12 protein-coding genes are annotated in these 17,728 nt (G+C 70.0%); 8 read left to right on the top strand and 4 right to left on the bottom strand.

Annotated features, from left to right (window positions below):
- Window positions 1-2 precede the first annotated feature (2 nt).
- The 4 genes from LDO27_RS11010 to mprA all read left to right on the top strand — a co-directional run bounded on the left by LDO27_RS11010 (window position 3) and on the right by mprA (window position 5,173).
- Window positions 3-920, top strand: coding sequence for an NAD kinase (locus LDO27_RS11010; protein WP_222201414.1), 918 nt, complete (start codon window positions 3-5; stop codon window positions 918-920).
- Window positions 921-1,015: 95 nt separating this feature from the next.
- Complete coding sequence (recN, locus tag LDO27_RS11015) at window positions 1,016-2,746, top strand: DNA repair protein RecN (protein ID WP_224041772.1); 1,731 nt, start codon at window positions 1,016-1,018, stop codon at window positions 2,744-2,746.
- Window positions 2,747-2,814: 68 nt separating this feature from the next.
- Window positions 2,815-3,282 carry a hypothetical protein gene (locus LDO27_RS11020; RefSeq protein ID WP_224041773.1) on the top strand — a complete coding sequence of 156 codons (468 nt, stop codon included), beginning with the start codon at window positions 2,815-2,817 and terminating at the stop codon, window positions 3,280-3,282.
- A 175-nt stretch (window positions 3,283-3,457) separates the two neighbouring features.
- Window positions 3,458-5,173 (top strand): MprA protease, GlyGly-CTERM protein-sorting domain-containing form, encoded by a 1,716-nt coding sequence (mprA, locus tag LDO27_RS11025; protein ID WP_224041775.1) that lies wholly within the window; start codon window positions 3,458-3,460, stop codon window positions 5,171-5,173.
- 13 nt (window positions 5,174-5,186) lie between these two features.
- On the opposite strand, the gene rrtA is transcribed toward mprA, so the two are convergent.
- Window positions 5,187-5,828, bottom strand: coding sequence for a rhombosortase (gene rrtA, locus LDO27_RS11030; protein ID WP_377747104.1), 642 nt, complete (start codon window positions 5,826-5,828; stop codon window positions 5,187-5,189).
- Entirely contained in the window at window positions 5,818-8,595 is a 2,778-nt protein-coding gene (gene glnE, locus LDO27_RS11035; protein ID WP_456064376.1) for a bifunctional [glutamate--ammonia ligase]-adenylyl-L-tyrosine phosphorylase/[glutamate--ammonia-ligase] adenylyltransferase, read from the bottom strand. The genes rrtA and glnE overlap by 11 nt, the downstream gene beginning before the upstream one ends.
- 237 nt (window positions 8,596-8,832) lie before the next feature.
- Here glnE and LDO27_RS11040 point away from each other — a divergent pair, with 237 nt between their 5' ends.
- The 4 genes from LDO27_RS11040 to aroG all read left to right on the top strand — a co-directional run bounded on the left by LDO27_RS11040 (window position 8,833) and on the right by aroG (window position 17,087).
- Window positions 8,833-13,152, top strand: coding sequence for a YhdP family protein (locus LDO27_RS11040; RefSeq protein ID WP_224041778.1), 4,320 nt, complete (start codon window positions 8,833-8,835; stop codon window positions 13,150-13,152).
- Between the two features lie 86 nt (window positions 13,153-13,238).
- Window positions 13,239-14,081, top strand: coding sequence for a carbon-nitrogen hydrolase family protein (locus LDO27_RS11045; RefSeq protein WP_224041780.1), 843 nt, complete (start codon window positions 13,239-13,241; stop codon window positions 14,079-14,081).
- Window positions 14,082-14,162: 81 nt separating this feature from the next.
- Window positions 14,163-15,623: a metalloprotease TldD gene (gene tldD / locus LDO27_RS11050; RefSeq protein ID WP_224041781.1), complete on the top strand. Its 1,461-nt coding sequence runs from the start codon at window positions 14,163-14,165 to the stop codon at window positions 15,621-15,623.
- A 384-nt stretch (window positions 15,624-16,007) separates the two neighbouring features.
- Window positions 16,008-17,087: a 3-deoxy-7-phosphoheptulonate synthase AroG gene (gene aroG / locus LDO27_RS11055; protein WP_222201421.1), complete on the top strand. Its 1,080-nt coding sequence runs from the start codon at window positions 16,008-16,010 to the stop codon at window positions 17,085-17,087.
- Window positions 17,088-17,093: 6 nt separating this feature from the next.
- Here the strand turns inward: aroG and LDO27_RS11060 are convergent, their stop codons facing one another.
- Together LDO27_RS11060 and LDO27_RS11065 are read right to left on the bottom strand one after the other, a co-directional pair.
- The gene (locus LDO27_RS11060; protein ID WP_224041783.1) at window positions 17,094-17,390 is read right to left on the bottom strand and encodes a DUF2442 domain-containing protein; all 297 of its coding nucleotides are present in this window, start codon (window positions 17,388-17,390) and stop codon (window positions 17,094-17,096) included.
- A 3-nt stretch (window positions 17,391-17,393) separates the two neighbouring features.
- Window positions 17,394-17,654 (bottom strand): DUF4160 domain-containing protein, encoded by a 261-nt coding sequence (locus LDO27_RS11065; RefSeq protein ID WP_224041785.1) that lies wholly within the window; start codon window positions 17,652-17,654, stop codon window positions 17,394-17,396.
- Window positions 17,655-17,728: the final 74 nt, after the last annotated feature.

Consider the following 17,728-nt stretch of genomic DNA (forward strand, 5'->3'; position numbering starts at 1 on the left):
GCATGTCCGCCCCTCCCAAGTCCAGCGCCCCGGGCGCGCCCTTTCGCACGGTCGCCCTGATCGGCAGGTACTCGACCGCCGGTATCGAAGGACCGCTGGAAAACCTTGCCTCGTGCATTCTGAAGAACGGGCAGGACGTGGTCTTCGAGCGCGAGACGGCGCTGGCCACCGGGCTGACCGACTACCCGGCGCTGTCCGCCGAGGAAATCGGCCGGCAGGCCGACGTGGCCGTGGTGCTCGGCGGCGACGGCACGCTGCTCGGGCTGGCGCGCCAACTGGCGGGCTTCGACGTGCCGCTGATCGGCGTCAATCACGGCAGGCTCGGCTTCATGACGGACATCCCGCTGGAAGACGTCCACAACGTGTTGCCCGAAATGCTGCAGGGCCGCTACGAGTGCGAGACGCGCATGCTGCTGGAGTCCCGCGTGGTGCGCGACGGCGCCGACATCTTCTCGGCGCTGGCCTTCAACGACGTGGTGGTCAACCGCTCGGGCATTTCCGGGATGGTCGAACTGGCCGTGTCGGTCGATGGCTACTTCATGTACAACCAGCGCTCGGACGGTCTGATCGTGTCGACGCCGACCGGTTCGACGGCCTACGCGCTGTCCGCCGGCGGTCCGATCCTGCATCCCACGCTGTCGGGCCTGGTGCTGGTGCCCATCGCCCCGCACGCGCTGTCCAACCGGCCCATCGTGCTGCCGCACGACGCCGAGGTATCGATCGAGGTTGCCACAGCGCGCGACGCCAGCGTGAACTTCGACATGCAGTCGCTGACCTCGCTGCTGCCCGGCGACCGCATCGTGGTACGCCGCGCCGCCAAGACCATCAACCTGCTTCACCCGGTCGGGTACAACTACTACGCCACGCTGCGCAAGAAACTGCACTGGCACGAGTATCCGACCGAGGACAACCGTCTCTAGGTACGCCCCGCCGGCGATGCGTCAGCTTCCACGCCGCACGCCAGGCGCCGCCTCGCCACCGCCCGAAACCGCTTACCGCCAATCCGTCGCCCAAGATGCTGCGCAGTCTGTCCATCCGCGATTTCGTCATCGTCGATAGCCTCGACCTGGATTTCTCGTCCGGCTTCACCGTGTTCACCGGCGAGACCGGCGCGGGCAAGTCGATCCTGATCGACGCTCTGGCCCTGGTCCTCGGCGAGCGGGCCGACGCCGGCGTGGTGCGCGAAGGCGCGGCGCGGGCAAGCGTCAGCGCCACCTTCTCCACCCACCCGGCGCTGGACGCCTGGCTCACCGAGCATGCACTGAACGGCGACGACGACACGGTGCTGCTGCGCCGCGCGGTCGACGCCAACGGCCGCAGCAAGGCCTTCATCAACGGCACCGCCGCCACGCTCACGCAGCTGCGCGAGGTCGGCGACCAGCTCGTCGACATCCACGGCCAGCACGCGCACCAGCTGCTGCTGCGCCCGGACGCGCAGCGCCTGCTGCTCGATGCGCATGCCGGCCTGACGGCGCAGGCCGCCGCGGTGGCGGAGGCCTGGCGCTCGTGGCGCGAGTGCGTGCGCCAGCGGGAGATGGTCGAGCGCCAGTCGCGCGAGATGCAGCTAGAGCGCGAACGGCTGGAATGGCAGGTGGGCGAGCTGGACAAGCTCGCGCCCCAGCCGGGCGAATGGGAAGAGATCCAGGCCGAGTACAACCGCCTGTCGCATGCCGCCGGCCTGATCGACGGCAGCCGCGCCGCGCTGGACGCGCTGTCCGAGGCCGACGGCTCGCTGCTGTCCGCCCTTGGCGGCATCATCCACAAGGTCCGCCAGCTGGCCGAAGTCGATCCCGCGCTGCAGGACGTGCTGGCCGCGCTCGAGCCCGCCCAGGTGCAGGCCGAGGAAGCGGCGCACAGCCTGAGCCGCTACGTGGACCGGCTCGAGCTCGATCCGGAGCGCCTGCAGGAGGTCGAGGCTCGCATGCAGGCGCTGCACACCGCGGCGCGCAAGTACCGGCTGCCGCCCGAGCAGCTGCCCGATGAACTGCTGGACCGGCGCCGCCAACTCGACGAACTGCAGTCGGCGCAGGACATCAACAAGATCGCCGCGCGCGAAGCGGCGGCCCGCGCCGCCTACCTGACACTGGCGCAGCATCTGAGCGGGGCCCGCAAGGAAGCGGCCGACGCGCTGGGCGTGGCGGTGACCGAGGCGATGCAGGGCCTGTCCATGGCCGGCGGCAGCTTCTCGGTGGCGCTGCATCCGCTGGAGGAAGGCCAGAGCCACGGGCTGGAACAGGTCGAATTCCTGGTCGCCGGCCATGCCGGCGTCAGCGCGCGACCGCTGGCCAAGGTCGCCTCCGGCGGCGAATTGGCGCGTATCAGCCTGGCCATCTCGGTCATCACTAGCGAAGCCGCGCCCACGCCGACGCTGATCTTCGACGAGGTCGATACCGGCATTGGCGGGGCGGTGGCCGAAGTGGTGGGGCGCCGCCTGCAGGAACTGGGCAATGCGCGCCAGGTCCTGTGCGTGACGCACCTGCCGCAGGTCGCGGCGCAGGCCGGCAGCCATCTGCTGGTCAGCAAGGAGACCACCGGCGACGGCAAGGACTCCGTCACCCGGTCGCGCATCAAGCTGCTCGACGCCGCTGGCCGCGTGGTCGAAACCGCGCGCATGCTCGGCGGCGCCACGGTCACCGCGACGACGCTGCAACACGCCGAGGAAATGCTGGCGCAGGGCCTGGCCCAGGGGGCACGCCGCAGCGGCGCCGCCAAGGAGCCGCGCCGCTCGCGCCGCGCGGCCAGCTAGCCGGCGCGCCGCCCGCCTCACCGATACCCAAGCGGCCGCCGCCGGCCGTCACTGACACGGAGCCTTTCATGTTTACCGCCAACCCTTCGCCGGACATGCCGCGCGCCGTTCGCCGCGCCGCGCGGCATGGCAACAGGAACGCGGCGCGGCTGCTGCTGGCCGGCGCCGTCCTCGGCGCCCTCGCCCTCGCCGGCTGCCAGTCGCAACGCAAGCCGCTGGCGCCGCCGGCGGGCAGCATCACGGACGACCGTTCCATTGGCGACATCATGGTGCGCTTCGAACCGCCCGAGGTGACCACGTCGCTGGAGGCGGGGCGCCTGCTGGAGGCGGCCACCGGGCCGATCCGCTACGTGGTCAAGCGCCCGCTGTCCGGCGGCGTGTGGCTGGTCACCGCGATCTCGCCGGCGCCGGACGCCGACATGGCGCAGGCGGTGGCCACGCTGCGCACCGTGCCGCGCGTGGCAATGGCCGAGCCGGACGACCTGCGGGCGCCGAGCCGGCAGTTTCCCATCGGCCGCGACATGCCAGCCAAGTGATCGCGGGCCTTCGGCCGGTCAGCGGATGAGTCCCGGCGGCACGCACGAATGCAATGGCGCGTGCCCGCCAATAGGTCCGGCGAGGTATCGGGCAAGCAATATTCCGGTGTATCGTGAGCGCTCCGAACGATGATCGCGCCGGGCGCCGCCCCGGCACGCCAGAGGAAGCCCGCCCATGCCACGCCCGATCTTGCCGGCCGCATCGTCCCGCCTTTCCCGCACCACCCCCGCCCCGCTGATCTGCACATTGATGGCCGCGCTGGCCGCCACCGCCTGTCTGGCGGTGGCGCCGGTGGCCCTGGCCGCGCCCGCACCGGACGCGCGTCCGGCGCCGGTCTACACCGGCAACTTCATCGTGCGGTGGCGCGAGCCGGGCTCGACCACGGCGGCTACCACGGGCCCGATCACGGCCGAGGCCGAGCGCATGCGGCAGGTGCGCGACACCACCGGCGTGGACCTGGCCGTCAGGCGGCGGATGGGCGGCGACTTCCAGTTGCTGGGTTTGGCCAAGGGCGTGGGCACGGCTGGCCGCGCCGAGATCGAAGCGACCGCGGCACGCCTGCGCCAGGATCCGCGCGTGGCGGACGTGGTGCCGGACCGCTGGCTGCGCCTGCACGATACCGTGCCCAACGATCCCGAGTTCGCGAAGGCGCAGCCCTACCTGGGCTCGCCGGGCCAGCTGCGCGGCGCGGCCAATCTGCCGCCCGCCTGGGACCGCACGCAAGGCAGCGGCGGCGTGGTGGTGGCGGTGGTCGATACCGGCTACCTGCCCCATCCCGATCTCGCCCCACGGTTCGTGCCGGGCTACGACTTCATCGCCGACGTGAACATTTCGCTCGACGGCGACGGACGCGACGCGGACCCGACGGATGCCGGCGACTTTGCGCCGGCGGGCCACGTCTGCCCGGGATCCAGCACGCCGATCGCCCAGGCCACCGTCAACAGCTGGCACGGCACACGCGTGGCCAGCGTGCTGGGCGCACTGACCAATAACGGCCAGGGCATCGCCGGCGTGGACTGGAACGCGCGCATCCAGCCGGTACGCGTCTCGGGCCGTTGCGGCGCGCTGCTGTCGGACACCGTCGACGGCATGCGCTGGGCCGCGGGCCTGCCGGTGCCGGACGTGCCGGCGAACGCCACGCCCGCCCGCGTCGTCAATGTCAGCCTCGGCGGCGGTACTTGCACGTCGGTGGAACAGCAGGCCGTCAACGACCTGGCGGCGCGCGGCGTGGTGGTGGTGGCCGCGGCGGGCAACAATGCCGGCGCGCCCGAGGCACCGGCTGACTGCAGCGGCGTGGTGGCCGTCACGGCCCATGCCAACGATGGCGACAACGCCAGCTATGCCAGCGTCGGGCGGCAGATCACGCTCAGTGCTCCCGGTGGCGGCTGCGGCAACAGCAGCGTCCAGCCCGACGGCACCTGCCGCGGACCGGTGTCCCTGATTCGCACGCTGTCCAACACCGGCACCACGAGCCTCGGCGACTACACCATCACCAACTCGGCGGGAACCAGCTTCGCCGCGCCGATGGTCTCCGGCGTGGTGTCGCTGATGCTGGCCGCCCGCAGCGAGCTGACCACGCCGCAGGTCATCAACGCGCTCGCATCGACGGCCCGGCCGCATCCGTCGGGCACGTATTGCACGCAGGCTAGCAACCCCGGCGTTTGCGGCACGGGCATGCTCGACGCCAACGGCGCGGTAACCCTCGCGGCTACCGGCAGTCCACCGGCCGGCGGCAGTAACGGTGGTAGTGGTGGTAGCGGCGGCGCACCGGTGGTGGACGACGGCGGCGGCGGCGGCGCGGCGGCGCCATGGCTCGCGGCGCTGCTGGCGCTGGCCGGCTTGCTGGCCGGGCTCCCCGGGCTGGCCTACCGGCGCTCGCGCGCGAACTGACGCGTCCCCCGGCTCAGGCGGCCGGGGCGGGCCGGCGCCGGGCCCACCATTGCTGCAGCAGCCACAGTGCAAAGCCGGCGATCGCGCCGGCGGCATGGGCGCCGCGCACCACGCCGAATCCCCAGTCCGGATCGAACACCACCGGCGCAAGCCAGGACTGTTCCAGCCACACCTTGACCAGTCCGCCAATGGTCAGCACCACGCCGATCGGGCGCGAACCGGCATCGCCATGCATCAGGCGCAAGCCGCCCCATAGCGCCAGGCCGTGCAGCGCGCCCGACAGTCCGCCATACCAGTGCACCGAGGGAACGAACAGCAGGCAAACCTGTACCGCGACGCCCAGCACCACCATCGCCGCGACCATGGCGGCCGGCCGTGTCTCGCGACCGACCAGCAGCAGCAGGCCCGCGGCGGCCAGCACATCGGCCAGCCAGTGGGCGGCATTGACGTGCACCCACATGGCCGTCAGCAAGCGCCACCATTGGCCGCTGCCGCCGTGGCCCGTGACCGCATCGCGCAGGTACAGGCCGTGGGCGTGCAGCCACGGCACGAAGGTAAAGAGCGACGACAGCAGGACGACGGCGCCGATCGCGGCGAACGTGCCGACCACCCGCCGACGGTAAGCCCCGGGCGCCGGCGTCGCGTCAGGCGTCACCGAAGACCGCGCGCCACAGGGCGCGCACCTGTTCCGCCTGTACGGCCACGGTATCCACCGGCACCCGCGCCTGCGCCTGCCCGTCAAGGCGCAGCTGGTGCTGGCGGGCGCGGAAGGTGCGATAGGCGTCGCCCACCGCGGCCGCCAGCCCCGCATCGATCAGATCCAGCGTCGCGGCCATGCGCAAGAGCGCGATATTGCCCGCGTTGCGGGTCAACTCCGGATGGGCGCGGCTGTGCAGCAGCACGAGGTATTGCACGGTGAACTCGATGTCCACCATGCCCCCGCGGTCGTGCTTCAGGTCGAACAGCGTGCCGTGGTTCGGATGCCCCTCGGCCACCTTGCGCCGCATGGCGACGATCTCGTCGCGCAGGGCCGCGGCATCGCGCTCCTGGCACAAGACCTCGTTGCGCAGTGCCTCGAAGCGCGCGCCCAGTTCCGTGTCGCCGGCGCCGAACCGCGCGCGCGTCAGCGCCTGGTGCTCCCAGACCCAGGCCGTGTTGTCGCCCTGCCGCCGCTGGTAGCGCTGGAACGAAGCGAAGCTGGTGACCATCATGCCCGCCGCGCCGTTGGGCCGCAGCCGCGTGTCCACGTCGAACAGCATGCCCGCCGCCGTATGCGTGGTCAGCCAGGTGATCAGCCTGCGCGCGAAGGCGGCGTAGATCTCCGGCGCGCCGTCGTGGTCGTCGTCGTACAGGAAGATGATGTCCAGGTCGGAGGCGTAGCCGAGCTCCTTGCCGCCCAGCCGACCGTACGCGATGACGGCAAAGCGCGGCACCTCGCGGTGCCGGTTCGGCAGCTGCTGCCAGACGGCGGCCAGCGTGATGTCCAGCACGGCGTCGGCGAGGTCCGACAGGCGGTCGGCGATCTGTTCGACGGTCAGCATGCCTTGCAGGTCCTGCAGCAGGATGCGGAAGGTCTCGGCATGGTGCTCGCGGCGCAGGATATCCATCTGCGTCTCGACCTGGCCGTGGGCGGCGGCCATGCGTTCGGACAGGCGCTGGCGGAACGCCGGCCAGTCCGGCGCGCCGGCCAGTGCCTCGCTGTCGAGCAGCTCGTCGAGCAGCTGCGGATGGCGCGTCAGGTAGGCGGCCGCCCAGCGCGACGCATGCAGCGTGTGGGCGACGCGCTCCATCGCCTGCGGGTATTCGGAGAGCAGCGACAGATAGGAGGCCCGCCGGCTGATCGCGTCGAAGAAATCGAGAAAGCGCGTGATCGTGCGGTCGGCGTCGCCCTGCCGCGCCGCCAGCTCCAGCGCGCGATTGACCAGCAGATCGAAGCGCGCGCGGTTCTGCTCGGTCAGGGCCCGGTAGCGGACCGAGCCGGCGGTGGCGCGCAGGCGATCGAGCAGGCCGGCGCAGTCGTGGTAGCCGGCGTTCTCCAGCCGCTCGCAGGCGGGCTCGTCCTCGTCCTCCTCGACCAGCGAGGGCCACAGCGCCTCGGCCGGCGCGTGGCCCTCCTCCGGATCGGAGAAGGTGGCCTCGAACTGCTGCGCGACGGGGTCCTGCAACGCGGCCAGCCGCGCGAGCAACGCGTCCCAGTCGGGACAGCCCATCAGCAGCGCCACGGCCTGCTGCTCCTCCGGCGTGGTCGGCAGGTGATGGGTCTGGGCATCGTCGCGATATTGCAGGCGGTGCTCCAGCTGGCGCAGGAAGCGGTAAGCGTCGGCCAGCTGCTCGGCCTGCCCCGCCGGCAGCAGCCCGCGTTCGACGGCGACCGACAGCACCTCCAGCGTGGGGCGCACCCGCAGCGCGGGGTCCTGGCCGCCGCGGATCAGCTGGAATACCTGCGCCATGAACTCGATTTCGCGGATGCCGCCACGGCCCAGCTTGATGTTGAAGGAGCGCTGGTTGACGCCGTGCGCGGCCAGCCCGCCGCTGCGCTTGGCCGCCTCGGCGCGGATCTGCGCATGCAGCGAGCGGATCGCCGCGATCACGCCGTAGTCCAGATAGCGGCGGAACACGAAAGGGGTGGTCAGGCGCTCCAGCATCTTCGCGGTGCGCTGCGCATGGGGTGTGTCCAGCGCCGACACCACGCGGCCCTTGATCCAGGCATAGCGCTCCCACTCGCGCCCCTGCACCACCAGATATTCCTCCAGCATGCCGAAGCTGCATGCGAGCGGCCCGGCATCGCCATTGGGACGCAGGCGCATGTCGACGCGGAACACGTAGCCGTCCGCGGTCACGTCGGCCAGCACGTTGTTCAGGCGCCGGCCCAGGCGGATGAAGTACTCGTGGTTCGACAGGCTGCGCCGTCCGCCGGCGGTCTCGCCGTCCTCGTCGTAGAGGAAGATCAGGTCGATGTCGGACGACACATTCAGTTCGCGGCCACCGAGCTTGCCCATGCCCACCACCACCAGCTCCTGCGTCTCGCCGCTGTGCTCGCCGACCGGACGGCCATAGCCGGGCGCCATGTCCTCCGTCAGCACGGCGATGGCGTGCTGGATGGCGAGCTCCGCAAGATCGGTCATGGCGCCCGTGACCTCGGCCAGCGTCGCATCGCCGCGCAGGTCGCGCTCGATCACCACGCACAGGACCTCGGCGCGCAGCCGGCGCAGCGCCTGCTTGAGCGCGTCTTCCACATCGGCCGACGGCGCGCGCAGCGCAGCCAGCCGTTCGTCCATCCACGCGCGCGTCAGCGGCTGGCCGCTGGCCGCCGCCACCACGGCGGCCATTTCTGGCCTGGCCTGGAGCATGCGCCTGACGTAGTTGGAGCCGGCGGGCGAGTACAATGCCCCGCTTTCGCCCGCCACCGGGACGAGCCCCATAGCCGCCGTCGTGGCATGGGGGCCGCTGCGCATATCGAAGACCGTCGGCGCGACGTCTTCACGGTCCGACATATTGCTTGCGGGGGCGGGGGAACTCGCCGAATCTGAAGAAGTCATTCCTGTCACTTGAAGCGCGGATCGCCGGCTCTGCCCGCACCGCTTGATAGCCGTGGCGCCGGCCGCGCACGGCCCACGCACCAAATTGGAGAGCGGCTAGTATTGTCGGATAATCTGCGCATGTCCAGCCGCGCCCTCCCGCCCTCCGACGGCCCCGTCGACGCGCCCGCCGCGTCCACTCCGGGCACCGGCCGGAAGGAGGCGAACGACGGCTCCCCCCAGGCTGCTTCCGCTGCCGACGGCACGGGCACGTCCGCGCGCCATGGCGGCATGGCCGCGGCGCGGGGCATCTACCACCGACTGATCCGCAAGACCGTTTCCTGCGCCCGCCATCCCGGGTGGCGTGCGTTCGCCCGCGCGCTCGTGCGCGTGGCGCTCGCGCTGCTCGGCCTGATCGTCGTCGCGCTGCTGCTCGTGCGCTTCGTCTTCTGGCCGCAGGCATCCACCGCGAAGGCATGGCTGGAAGAGCGCGGCTCCGCGGCGCTGTCGGCCAGCTTCACCATCGGCACGCTCGCGACCTCGTGGGACGGCTGGCATCCCGCCTTCCGTGCCGGCGATGTCAAGGTGGTGGACGCAGACCGGCGCGTGCTGCTCGCGGCCGACCACATCGAGGGGCAGCTGTCCTGGCGCTCCCTGCTGACGCTGGACCTGCAGTTCGCCGCGCTGTCGGCCGACCGGGCCGACCTGCTGATCCGCCGTACCGCGCAAGGCAGGATGCTGGTGGCCGGGATGCCGCTCGATCCGGTCGGCGCGGCGCCGCGCGACAATCGCTTTCTGGACTGGCTGCTCGCGCAGGGCAAGGTCGACCTCGTCAACGGCAAGGTACGCTGGCTCGACGAAAAGCACAGCCTGCCGCTGCTCGAAGTCGGCGACATCCATCTCCTCTCCCGCCGCGAAGGCGCGCGCCACACGGTCAAGCTCGAGGCGCGCTCGCCGACCCTGTCCCCGCAGCCGCTCGTCATGCAGGCCGATTTCCGCAATGCCTACCTGACCAGCGCCGGCAACTGGCGCAACTGGAACGGCATGGCAAGCTGGAACTTCGGGCAGCTCCGGCTTGCCGCCGCGCAGCGCTATCTGGCCATCTTCGACAAGGTGGATAGCGGCGTCCTGAGCACGGACGGCACCATCGCCTTCAGCGATGGCAACGTGGCGCGCAGCCAGCTGCGCCTGCGCGGCAGCGGCATCGACCTGCGGCTCGACGGCGCCAGCGAGGCGCTGCAGCTCGCCAACGTGCAGGCGCTGCTGCTGCACAACGCCAACAGCGCGGGCGACAACGTGCTGACCATCGACACGCTGCTATGGGAGCCGGGCACGCGCGACGGTGCGGCCGGCAACGCGCCTGCCAGCGAGGCGGCCTGGCGCGAGGGCATGCGCAAGGTCACGATCGGTTGGGCCCTGGACGGGCGCGGCGAGCTGCGCAAGTTCTCCCTGAAGGCGCCGTCGTTCGACCTGAACACCGCGCGGGCGGTCGCCGCGACCCTGCCCGTCGAGATGTCCATCGCCCGGCAGCTACGCGCGCTGCAGCCGTCCGGCCATATCGACAATCTCGACATGCGCTGGGCCCGCGCCCGCGGCGGGCTGCTGAACCGGCAGGACGGCAGGCAGGACTACAGCGTGCAGGGGACGCTGCGCAACGTCTCCGTGCGCGAACAGCCGGCCGAGGCGCGCAACGATGGCCGCCCGCACGCCGGCGTGCCCGGCTTCAGCGGGCTGTCGGGGAGCTTTCGCTTCGACGACCGCCAGGGCACGGCGCGCTTCGAGGGCAACGGCGCCACGCTGGTGTTCCCGGGCGTATTCGAGGAGCCGCGGCTGTCGTTCGACGAACTGGGCGGCGAGCTGACATGGCGCCATGACAAGGACCAGTGGATCGTGTCCACCGACGGCGTGCGCTTTGCCAATGCCGACACCGCCGGCACGTTCCGCGGCACCTGGCGCAGCGGCGGCGACGGCGCCGCCGGGCTGGCCGACCTCAAGGGCGAACTGTCCCGCGCGCAGGCCAGCCGCGTGCCGCGCTACCTGCCGCTGCACATTCCGGGCGGCACCCGGCGCTACCTGCACGGCGCGCTGGTCGGCGGCGAAGCACGCGACGTGACTTTCCTGGTCAAGGGCGACCTCCAGCATTTCCCCTTTCACGGCGACTACGCCAAGGCGGGAGACTTCCGCGTCGACGTACCGGTGCACCAGGTCAGCTACCAGATCGCGCCCCATGAAACCACGTCGGCCGGCCAGCCCGCGTGGCCGGTGTTCGAAGGCATCGACGGCAAGCTGCTGTTCGAGCGCTCCGCCATGTCGTTCGTCGCGAACCGCGCCACGGTGCGAGGCATTGCCGGCGTGACGCTGCATGAGGTCAACGGCCGCATCTCGGAACTCGACAGCCACGGCCGCCTGCTGCTCGACGGCATGGCCGAAGGCGCGATGCATGGCTTCCTGCGCTATGCCGCCACCAGCCCGGTGCGGGAATGGGTCGGCCACCCCAGCCCCGACGCGCGCGCCCAAGGCAATGCCGAACTGAAGCTGAAGCTGGACATGCCGATCTCGGACGCGCACGCGACCCGGGTCAGCGGGCAGTTCCGGCTGGCCGGCGCAGACCTGATGCTGGCGCCCGGCGCGCCCGCCATCGGCGGTGCGAGCGGCACCATCGCCTTCGACGAACGCACCTTCCGCCTGGAGAACGTGCGGGCGCGCTTCCTCGGCGGGGACGTGCGCCTGAGCGGCGGCACCCAGCCGGACGGCACGGTGCGCGTCACCGCCGGCGGCACGGTCACGGGCCAGGGCATCGGCGAGGCGCTGGCCGCCTCCCCCCTCGGCCAGATCGGCAAGCAGTTCGAGGGCGGCACCGCCTACAGCGCGGTGGTGACCGTGCACGACCGCCAGCCGCAGATCTCGATCAGCTCCGAACTGAACGGCATGGCTATCCATCTGCCGCAGCCGCTCGCCAAGCCGGCGGCGCAGGCCGTGCCGCTGCGGCTGGACCTGCGCCCGGTGCCGGGCCGCGCCGGCAACAGCGAACTGGCGATGCAATATGGCGGCCTGCTCAACGCGCGCTATCTGCTCAGGCGCGGCGCCGACGGGGTCGAAGTCCTGTCCGGCGCCATCGGCATGCAGCAGACCGCCTCGATGCCGGCCAGCGGCGTGAGCGCCGCGCTGACGATGGACCGCTTCGACCTGGACGCGTGGCGCGCCGTGGTGGCCGGCATCGGCACACCGGGCGCCGGCAGCGCCAGCGCGGCCCGCGGCGGCAGCACGGGCAACGACCATGGCCGCGGAGACAACCCGGCGATGGCGTTCGTGCCGGACCGCATCACCGCCCGCTCGCGCACCCTGCGCGCCTTCGGCCGCGATCTGGACGAGGTCACGCTGGAGGCCAACCGCGGCTCGTCGCCAGAGAGCGGCAGCTGGCAGTTCCGCCTCGATTCGCGTCAGATCGCCGGCGCGATGCAGTGGCGCGAGGACGCGGCCAACCCGGCCGGCGCGATGACGATGCGCCTGTCGCGGCTGAATATTCCGGACAGCCAGGACGAAAGCAATGTCGTGGACGCGCTCGCGCAGAACATCGACCAGTTGCCGACCATGGATCTCGTCGCCGACCACTTCCAGCTGCGCGGCCACGATCTGGGCCGGCTGGAGGTCAAGGCCCGCAGCGCCCAGGACGGCGGCGAGCCGGTATGGACGCTGGAAAAGCTGGTCATCGACCAGCCCGGCGCCACCCTGACGGGCTCCGGCAGCTGGCGCGTGCCGCGCCGCGTGCGCGAAGGGGCGGTGGCGCAGCGGCGCACGCTGCTCAGCTTCCAGCTCGCCATCCGCAACGCCGGGGACGTGCTCGACCGCATGGGCATGACCCATACGCTGCGCGACGGCAAGGGCAAGCTCGAAGGACGCGTGGCGTGGATCGGCTCGCCGCTGTCCATCGACTACGCCACGCTGAACGGCAGGCTGGTGATGAACCTGGAAAACGGCCAGATCCTGACCGTGGAGCCGGGCGCCGCCAAGCTGCTGGGCGTGCTCAGCCTGCAGGGCCTGATGCGCATCGCCACGCTGGACTTCCGCGGCATCGCGGGCGAAGGGCTGGTGTTCGACGAGGTCAGCGCCACCAGCACGATCGAGAACGGCATCGCCAGCACGCAGGATTTCCGGCTCAAGAGCCCGCAGGTGAGCGCCACCATGACCGGCTCGGCCAATATTCCGCGCGAGACGCAGGACCTCGAGGTGGCGCTGGTGCCACGCATCAATGCCACCTCGGCGTCGGTGGCGGCGGCCTTCGTCAATCCGGTGCTGGGCATCGGCACGCTGGCCGCGCAGCTGCTGTTCGCCGACGAATTCTCCAAGGCCTTCACCCAGCACTATCGCGTGAGCGGCGGCTGGGCGAATCCGCGCGTCACCAAAGTGGGCGACAATAAGCCCAGGATCCGCGAACCGGGCGAGCGATCGCTGGTGCAGTAGGGATAGCACCCCGACCGCCGGCCCGACCGCTGCCCCCTTCGCCCCTTTCCGCCCCGTTCCGCCCCTTTCCGCCACCGAGGAATGCCATGACCGCTCCCTCTCCTTCCGGCCCCGCCCCGGGACAGTTCCGCGTCGCCGCCATCCAGACCGTGACCGGGGTCTCCCTGGACGCCAACCTGGAGCGCGCCGGGGCGCTGATCGACGAAGCCGCGCGCGATGGTGCCGAACTGGTGCTGCTGCCCGAGTACTTCTGCATGATGGGCATGAAGGAGTCAGACAAGGTCGCCATCCGCGAGCGCGACGGCGACGGGCCGATCCAGCGCTTCCTCGCCGACACGGCCCGGCGGCACCGGATATGGCTGGTGGGCGGCACGCTGCCGATGTGGTGCGACGACGACGCCCGGGTCTACAACACCTCGCTTGCCTTCGACCCGCGCGGCGAACGGGTGGCGCGCTATGACAAGATCCATCTGTTCGGCTTCACCCGCGGCACCGAGCAATACGACGAATCGCGCACCATCCTGGCCGGCCGCACGCCGGTCACCTTCGAGGCGCCGTGCGGCAAGGTGGCCATGTCGGTCTGCTACGACCTGCGCTTCCCCGAGCTGTACCGCAACCTGGGCGGCCCCGAGGGCGCGAGCTTGATTCTGATGCCCGCCGCCTTCACCTACACCACGGGACAGGCGCATTGGGAAATCCTGCTGCGCGCCCGCGCCATCGAGAACCAGTGCTATGTGCTGGCCGCGGCCCAGGGTGGCAAGCACGAAAACGGCCGCCGCACCTGGGGACATTCCATGCTGGTCGATCCCTGGGGCGAGGTGCTGGCCGTGCTGCCCGAGGGCGAAGGCGTGGTGGCGGGCGTGCTCGACACCGCCCGGCTCGCCGATGTCAGGCAGAACCTTCCGGCACTGCGCCATCGTGTGTTGTAGCATGTGCCCTCAATACCCCAGGCGTCGCCGCACCGGTCGCTGACCCGCGACGGCGCCGCCGATTCGATACAAAGGACCTCCATGAACGCCGGCGAACTCGGAATTCGCAATCTCGCCACCGCACAGCAGCTGCTGCTCACGCCCTATGGGCTCGATGAAGCGAAGCTGCAGCACGTGCTGGCGGACATCTTCACGCATCGGGTCGACTACGCCGACCTGTACTTCCAGTACACCCGCAGCGAGGCCTGGAGCCTCGAGGAAGGCATCGTCAAGTCGGGCAGCTTCAATATCGACCAGGGCGTCGGCGTGCGCGCCGTCTCCGGCGACAAGACCGCCTTCGCCTATTCCGACGACATCAGCCTCGAGGCCCTGCTCGAAGCCGGCGCCGCCACCCGCACCATCGGCCGCATCGGCAGCGGCCGCACCAAGGTGGCCGGGGCGATGGCCTCGCAGACCGGGCGCAACCTGTACACGCCCAACGACCCGCTCGAATCGATGCCTGCGGCGGAAAAGGTGGCCCTGCTCGAGCGCGTGGAAAAGATGGCGCGCGCCAAGGACCCCCGCATCGTGCAGGTGATGGCGGGACTGGCTGGCGAATACGACGTAGTGCTCGTCGCGCGCAGCGACGGCGTGATGGCCGCCGACGTGCGCCCGCTGGTGCGCGTCTCCGTCACCGTGATCGCCGAGCAGAACGGCCGCCGGGAGATCGGCACCTCGGGCGGCGGCGGACGCTACGCCTACGGCTACTTCAGCGACGAACTGCTGCGCCAGTATGTGGACGAGGCCGTCGCCTCCGCGCTGGTCAACCTCGAGGCGCGCCCCGCCCCGGCCGGCGCGATGACCGTGGTGCTCGGCCCGGGCTGGCCCGGCGTGCTGCTGCACGAGGCGATCGGCCACGGCCTGGAAGGCGACTTCAACCGCAAGGGCTCGTCGGCCTTCGCCGGCCGGCTGGGCGAGCGCGTGGCGGCCAAGGGCGTCACCGTGGTCGACGACGGCACGCTGGCCGACCGCCGGGGCTCGCTGAACCTGGACGACGAGGGCAATCCCACCCAGTGCACCACGCTGATCGAGGACGGCATCCTGCGCGGCTATATGCAGGACACGCTCAATGCCCGCCTGATGAAGATGCCGGTCACGGGCAATGCGCGCCGCGAGAGCTACGCCGCGCTGCCGATGCCCCGCATGACCAACACTTACATGCTCAACGGCGACCGCGATCCGCAGGAGATCATTGCCAGCGTCAAGCGCGGCCTCTATGCGGTCAATTTCGGCGGCGGCCAGGTCGATATCACCAACGGCAAGTTCGTGTTCTCGGCCAGCGAGGCGTATCTGATCGAAGACGGCAAGATCACCGCGCCGGTCAAGGGCGCGACGCTGGTCGGCAACGGGCCCGAATCGCTGAAGGACGTCACCATGATCGGCAACGACATGCGCCTGGATTCCGGCGTGGGCGTGTGCGGCAAGGAAGGCCAGAGCGTGCCGGTGGGCGTCGGCCAGCCGACGCTGCGGATCGAGAACATGACGGTCGGCGGCACCGCCTGATGTCGCAAATGCGGGAAGCCGGCGCTTGCCAAGGCCGGCAAAACCCGCTATAAAGTGGCTTCGCCAGGCGCCACCGCGTCGGCGAAGCCGGTTTTCTCCCGGTTCGGCGGCAGATTCCACTGCTGCTGTCCATGGAACACCTAGCGCAACAACGAACTTCGTACCCGCCTCGATTCATGTCCGCCAAGTTTTACTTTTACTTTTTTAGCGATCTCACACCGCTGGCGGATGGAGAGGGGCGATCGTAAGCGCCCCCAAGATTGCAAAAAAGCCGCCAGCGACCCTGGCGGCTTTTTTTATCGCCGTGCCCTGAATACCCGAACACCCGAATACCCGAATACCCGAACCGAACAACTCAAGACCTCACAAGACCCTGGAGCCATCATGCTGAAGAACACCGACGACCTGCGCATTCGCGAACTGAAGGAATTGTTGCCGCCGGCGCACCTGATTCGCGAATTCTCCTGCTCGGAGAAAGCGTCCGACGTGATCTACGGCGCGCGCCAGGCGATGCACCGGATCCTGCACGGCATGGACGACAGGCTGATCGTCATCATCGGCCCCTGCTCCATCCACGACACCCGCGCCGCGCTCGAGTACGCCAAGCTGCTCAAGGTGCAGCGCGACCGCTTCGCCAATGAACTGGAAGTCGTGATGCGCGTGTACTTCGAAAAGCCGCGCACCACCGTGGGCTGGAAGGGGCTGATCAACGATCCCCATATGGACGGCAGCTTCAAGATCAACGACGGCCTGCGCACCGCCCGCGAACTGCTGCTCAACATCAGCGAAATGGGACTGCCGGCCGGCACCGAATACCTCGACATGATCAGCCCGCAGTACATCGCCGACCTGGTGAGCTGGGGCGCGATCGGCGCCCGCACGACGGAATCGCAGGTGCACCGCGAACTGGCCTCGGGTCTGTCGTGTCCGGTGGGATTCAAGAACGGCACCGACGGGAACGTCAAGATCGCGGTGGACGCCATCAAGGCCGCCTCGCAGCCCCACCACTTCCTGTCGGTGACAAAGGGCGGCCATTCGGCCATCGTCTCGACCTCCGGCAATGAAGACTGCCACCTGATCCTGCGCGGCGGCAAGGCGCCCAACTACGACGCGGCCAGCGTGCAGGAAGCCTGCGACGCGATCGCCAAGGCCGGCCTGGCCGCGAAACTGATGATCGACGCCTCGCACGCCAACAGCAGCAAGAAACACGAGAACCAGATCGGCGTCTGCGAGGACATCGGCCGGCAGCTGGCCGCAGGCGACGACCGCATCATCGGCGTGATGGTCGAATCCCACCTCGTCGCGGGCCGCCAGGACCACGTGCAGGGCATGCCCGTGGAAGACCTGACCTACGGGCAATCGGTGACGGACGCCTGCATCGGCTGGGACGACTCCGCCAAGGTGCTGGAGACGCTGGCCAACGCGGTGAAGGCTCGCCGGATTGCCAAGGGCAGCGGGAACTGATCGGGCTTAGCGCCACATTGCGGTCGATGGACCGCTGTCTTGGCGCCGCGCCGCCCCGTTCGCCTGTCCGGCCGCGACCTCCTGGTAGATGGCGTCAGACGCAATGTCGGCGCCGTTCGGCCACACGACAACGCCATCACGAAGCGTAGCCAGCGCGAAGTAGGCTTCATCCGCCAGCGGCGCAAATACGCCGCTGAAGTCATCGTGGGACATATCGACCGTCCCATGCAGACCATCGGCAAAGGTCACTTGCAGGCGGTGCCCCGGCAAGACTTTCAGTTTGGCTACGTGCCACGGGATCATGTCTCACTCCAGCGGAGGAATCGGTTCAGGGTGGGCATGCTGCAGGCAAAGCCGCCAGTTTTCCTTGAGCTTCGCCCGGTGAATGGATGCCCATTCCACTACCAGGGCGAGCGCATGCGGTGGCAGGGAGCCGGCCAGGACCTTCAGCGTATCGATTCGGATGATCGCTTCGCGATCGCCATAGCGCGCATGGAAATGGGCCGGATCATGGTCGCGCCAGTACATGCTCACGAAGATACCAAAGAACACGCTAATAGTTGGCACAACCGCCTCCGAATCTGCCTGAAGACGGCATCGTATTCGCGCACGCCCAGCACGTCGAAGCAGCGCGGTACGTT

Origin of the sequence: Cupriavidus respiraculi (assembly GCF_914271545.1) — a bacterium.
Taxonomy (GTDB): domain Bacteria; phylum Pseudomonadota; class Gammaproteobacteria; order Burkholderiales; family Burkholderiaceae; genus Cupriavidus; species Cupriavidus respiraculi.

Coding starts and splice junctions, on each gene's coding strand:
- tldD (WP_224041781.1), top strand. CDS start 14,163: ATGAACGCCGGCGAACTCGGAATTCGCAATCTCGCCACCGCACAGCAG.
- LDO27_RS11020 (WP_224041773.1), top strand. CDS start 2,815: ATGTTTACCGCCAACCCTTCGCCGGACATGCCGCGCGCCGTTCGCCGC.
- LDO27_RS11045 (WP_224041780.1), top strand. CDS start 13,239: ATGACCGCTCCCTCTCCTTCCGGCCCCGCCCCGGGACAGTTCCGCGTC.
- recN (WP_224041772.1), top strand. CDS start 1,016: ATGCTGCGCAGTCTGTCCATCCGCGATTTCGTCATCGTCGATAGCCTC.
- LDO27_RS11060 (WP_224041783.1), bottom strand. CDS start 17,390: ATGATCCCGTGGCACGTAGCCAAACTGAAAGTCTTGCCGGGGCACCGC.
- aroG (WP_222201421.1), top strand. CDS start 16,008: ATGCTGAAGAACACCGACGACCTGCGCATTCGCGAACTGAAGGAATTG.
- LDO27_RS11040 (WP_224041778.1), top strand. CDS start 8,833: ATGTCCAGCCGCGCCCTCCCGCCCTCCGACGGCCCCGTCGACGCGCCC.
- mprA (WP_224041775.1), top strand. CDS start 3,458: ATGCCACGCCCGATCTTGCCGGCCGCATCGTCCCGCCTTTCCCGCACC.
- LDO27_RS11010 (WP_222201414.1), top strand. CDS start 3: ATGTCCGCCCCTCCCAAGTCCAGCGCCCCGGGCGCGCCCTTTCGCACG.
- glnE (WP_456064376.1), bottom strand. CDS start 8,595: ATGGGGCTCGTCCCGGTGGCGGGCGAAAGCGGGGCATTGTACTCGCCC.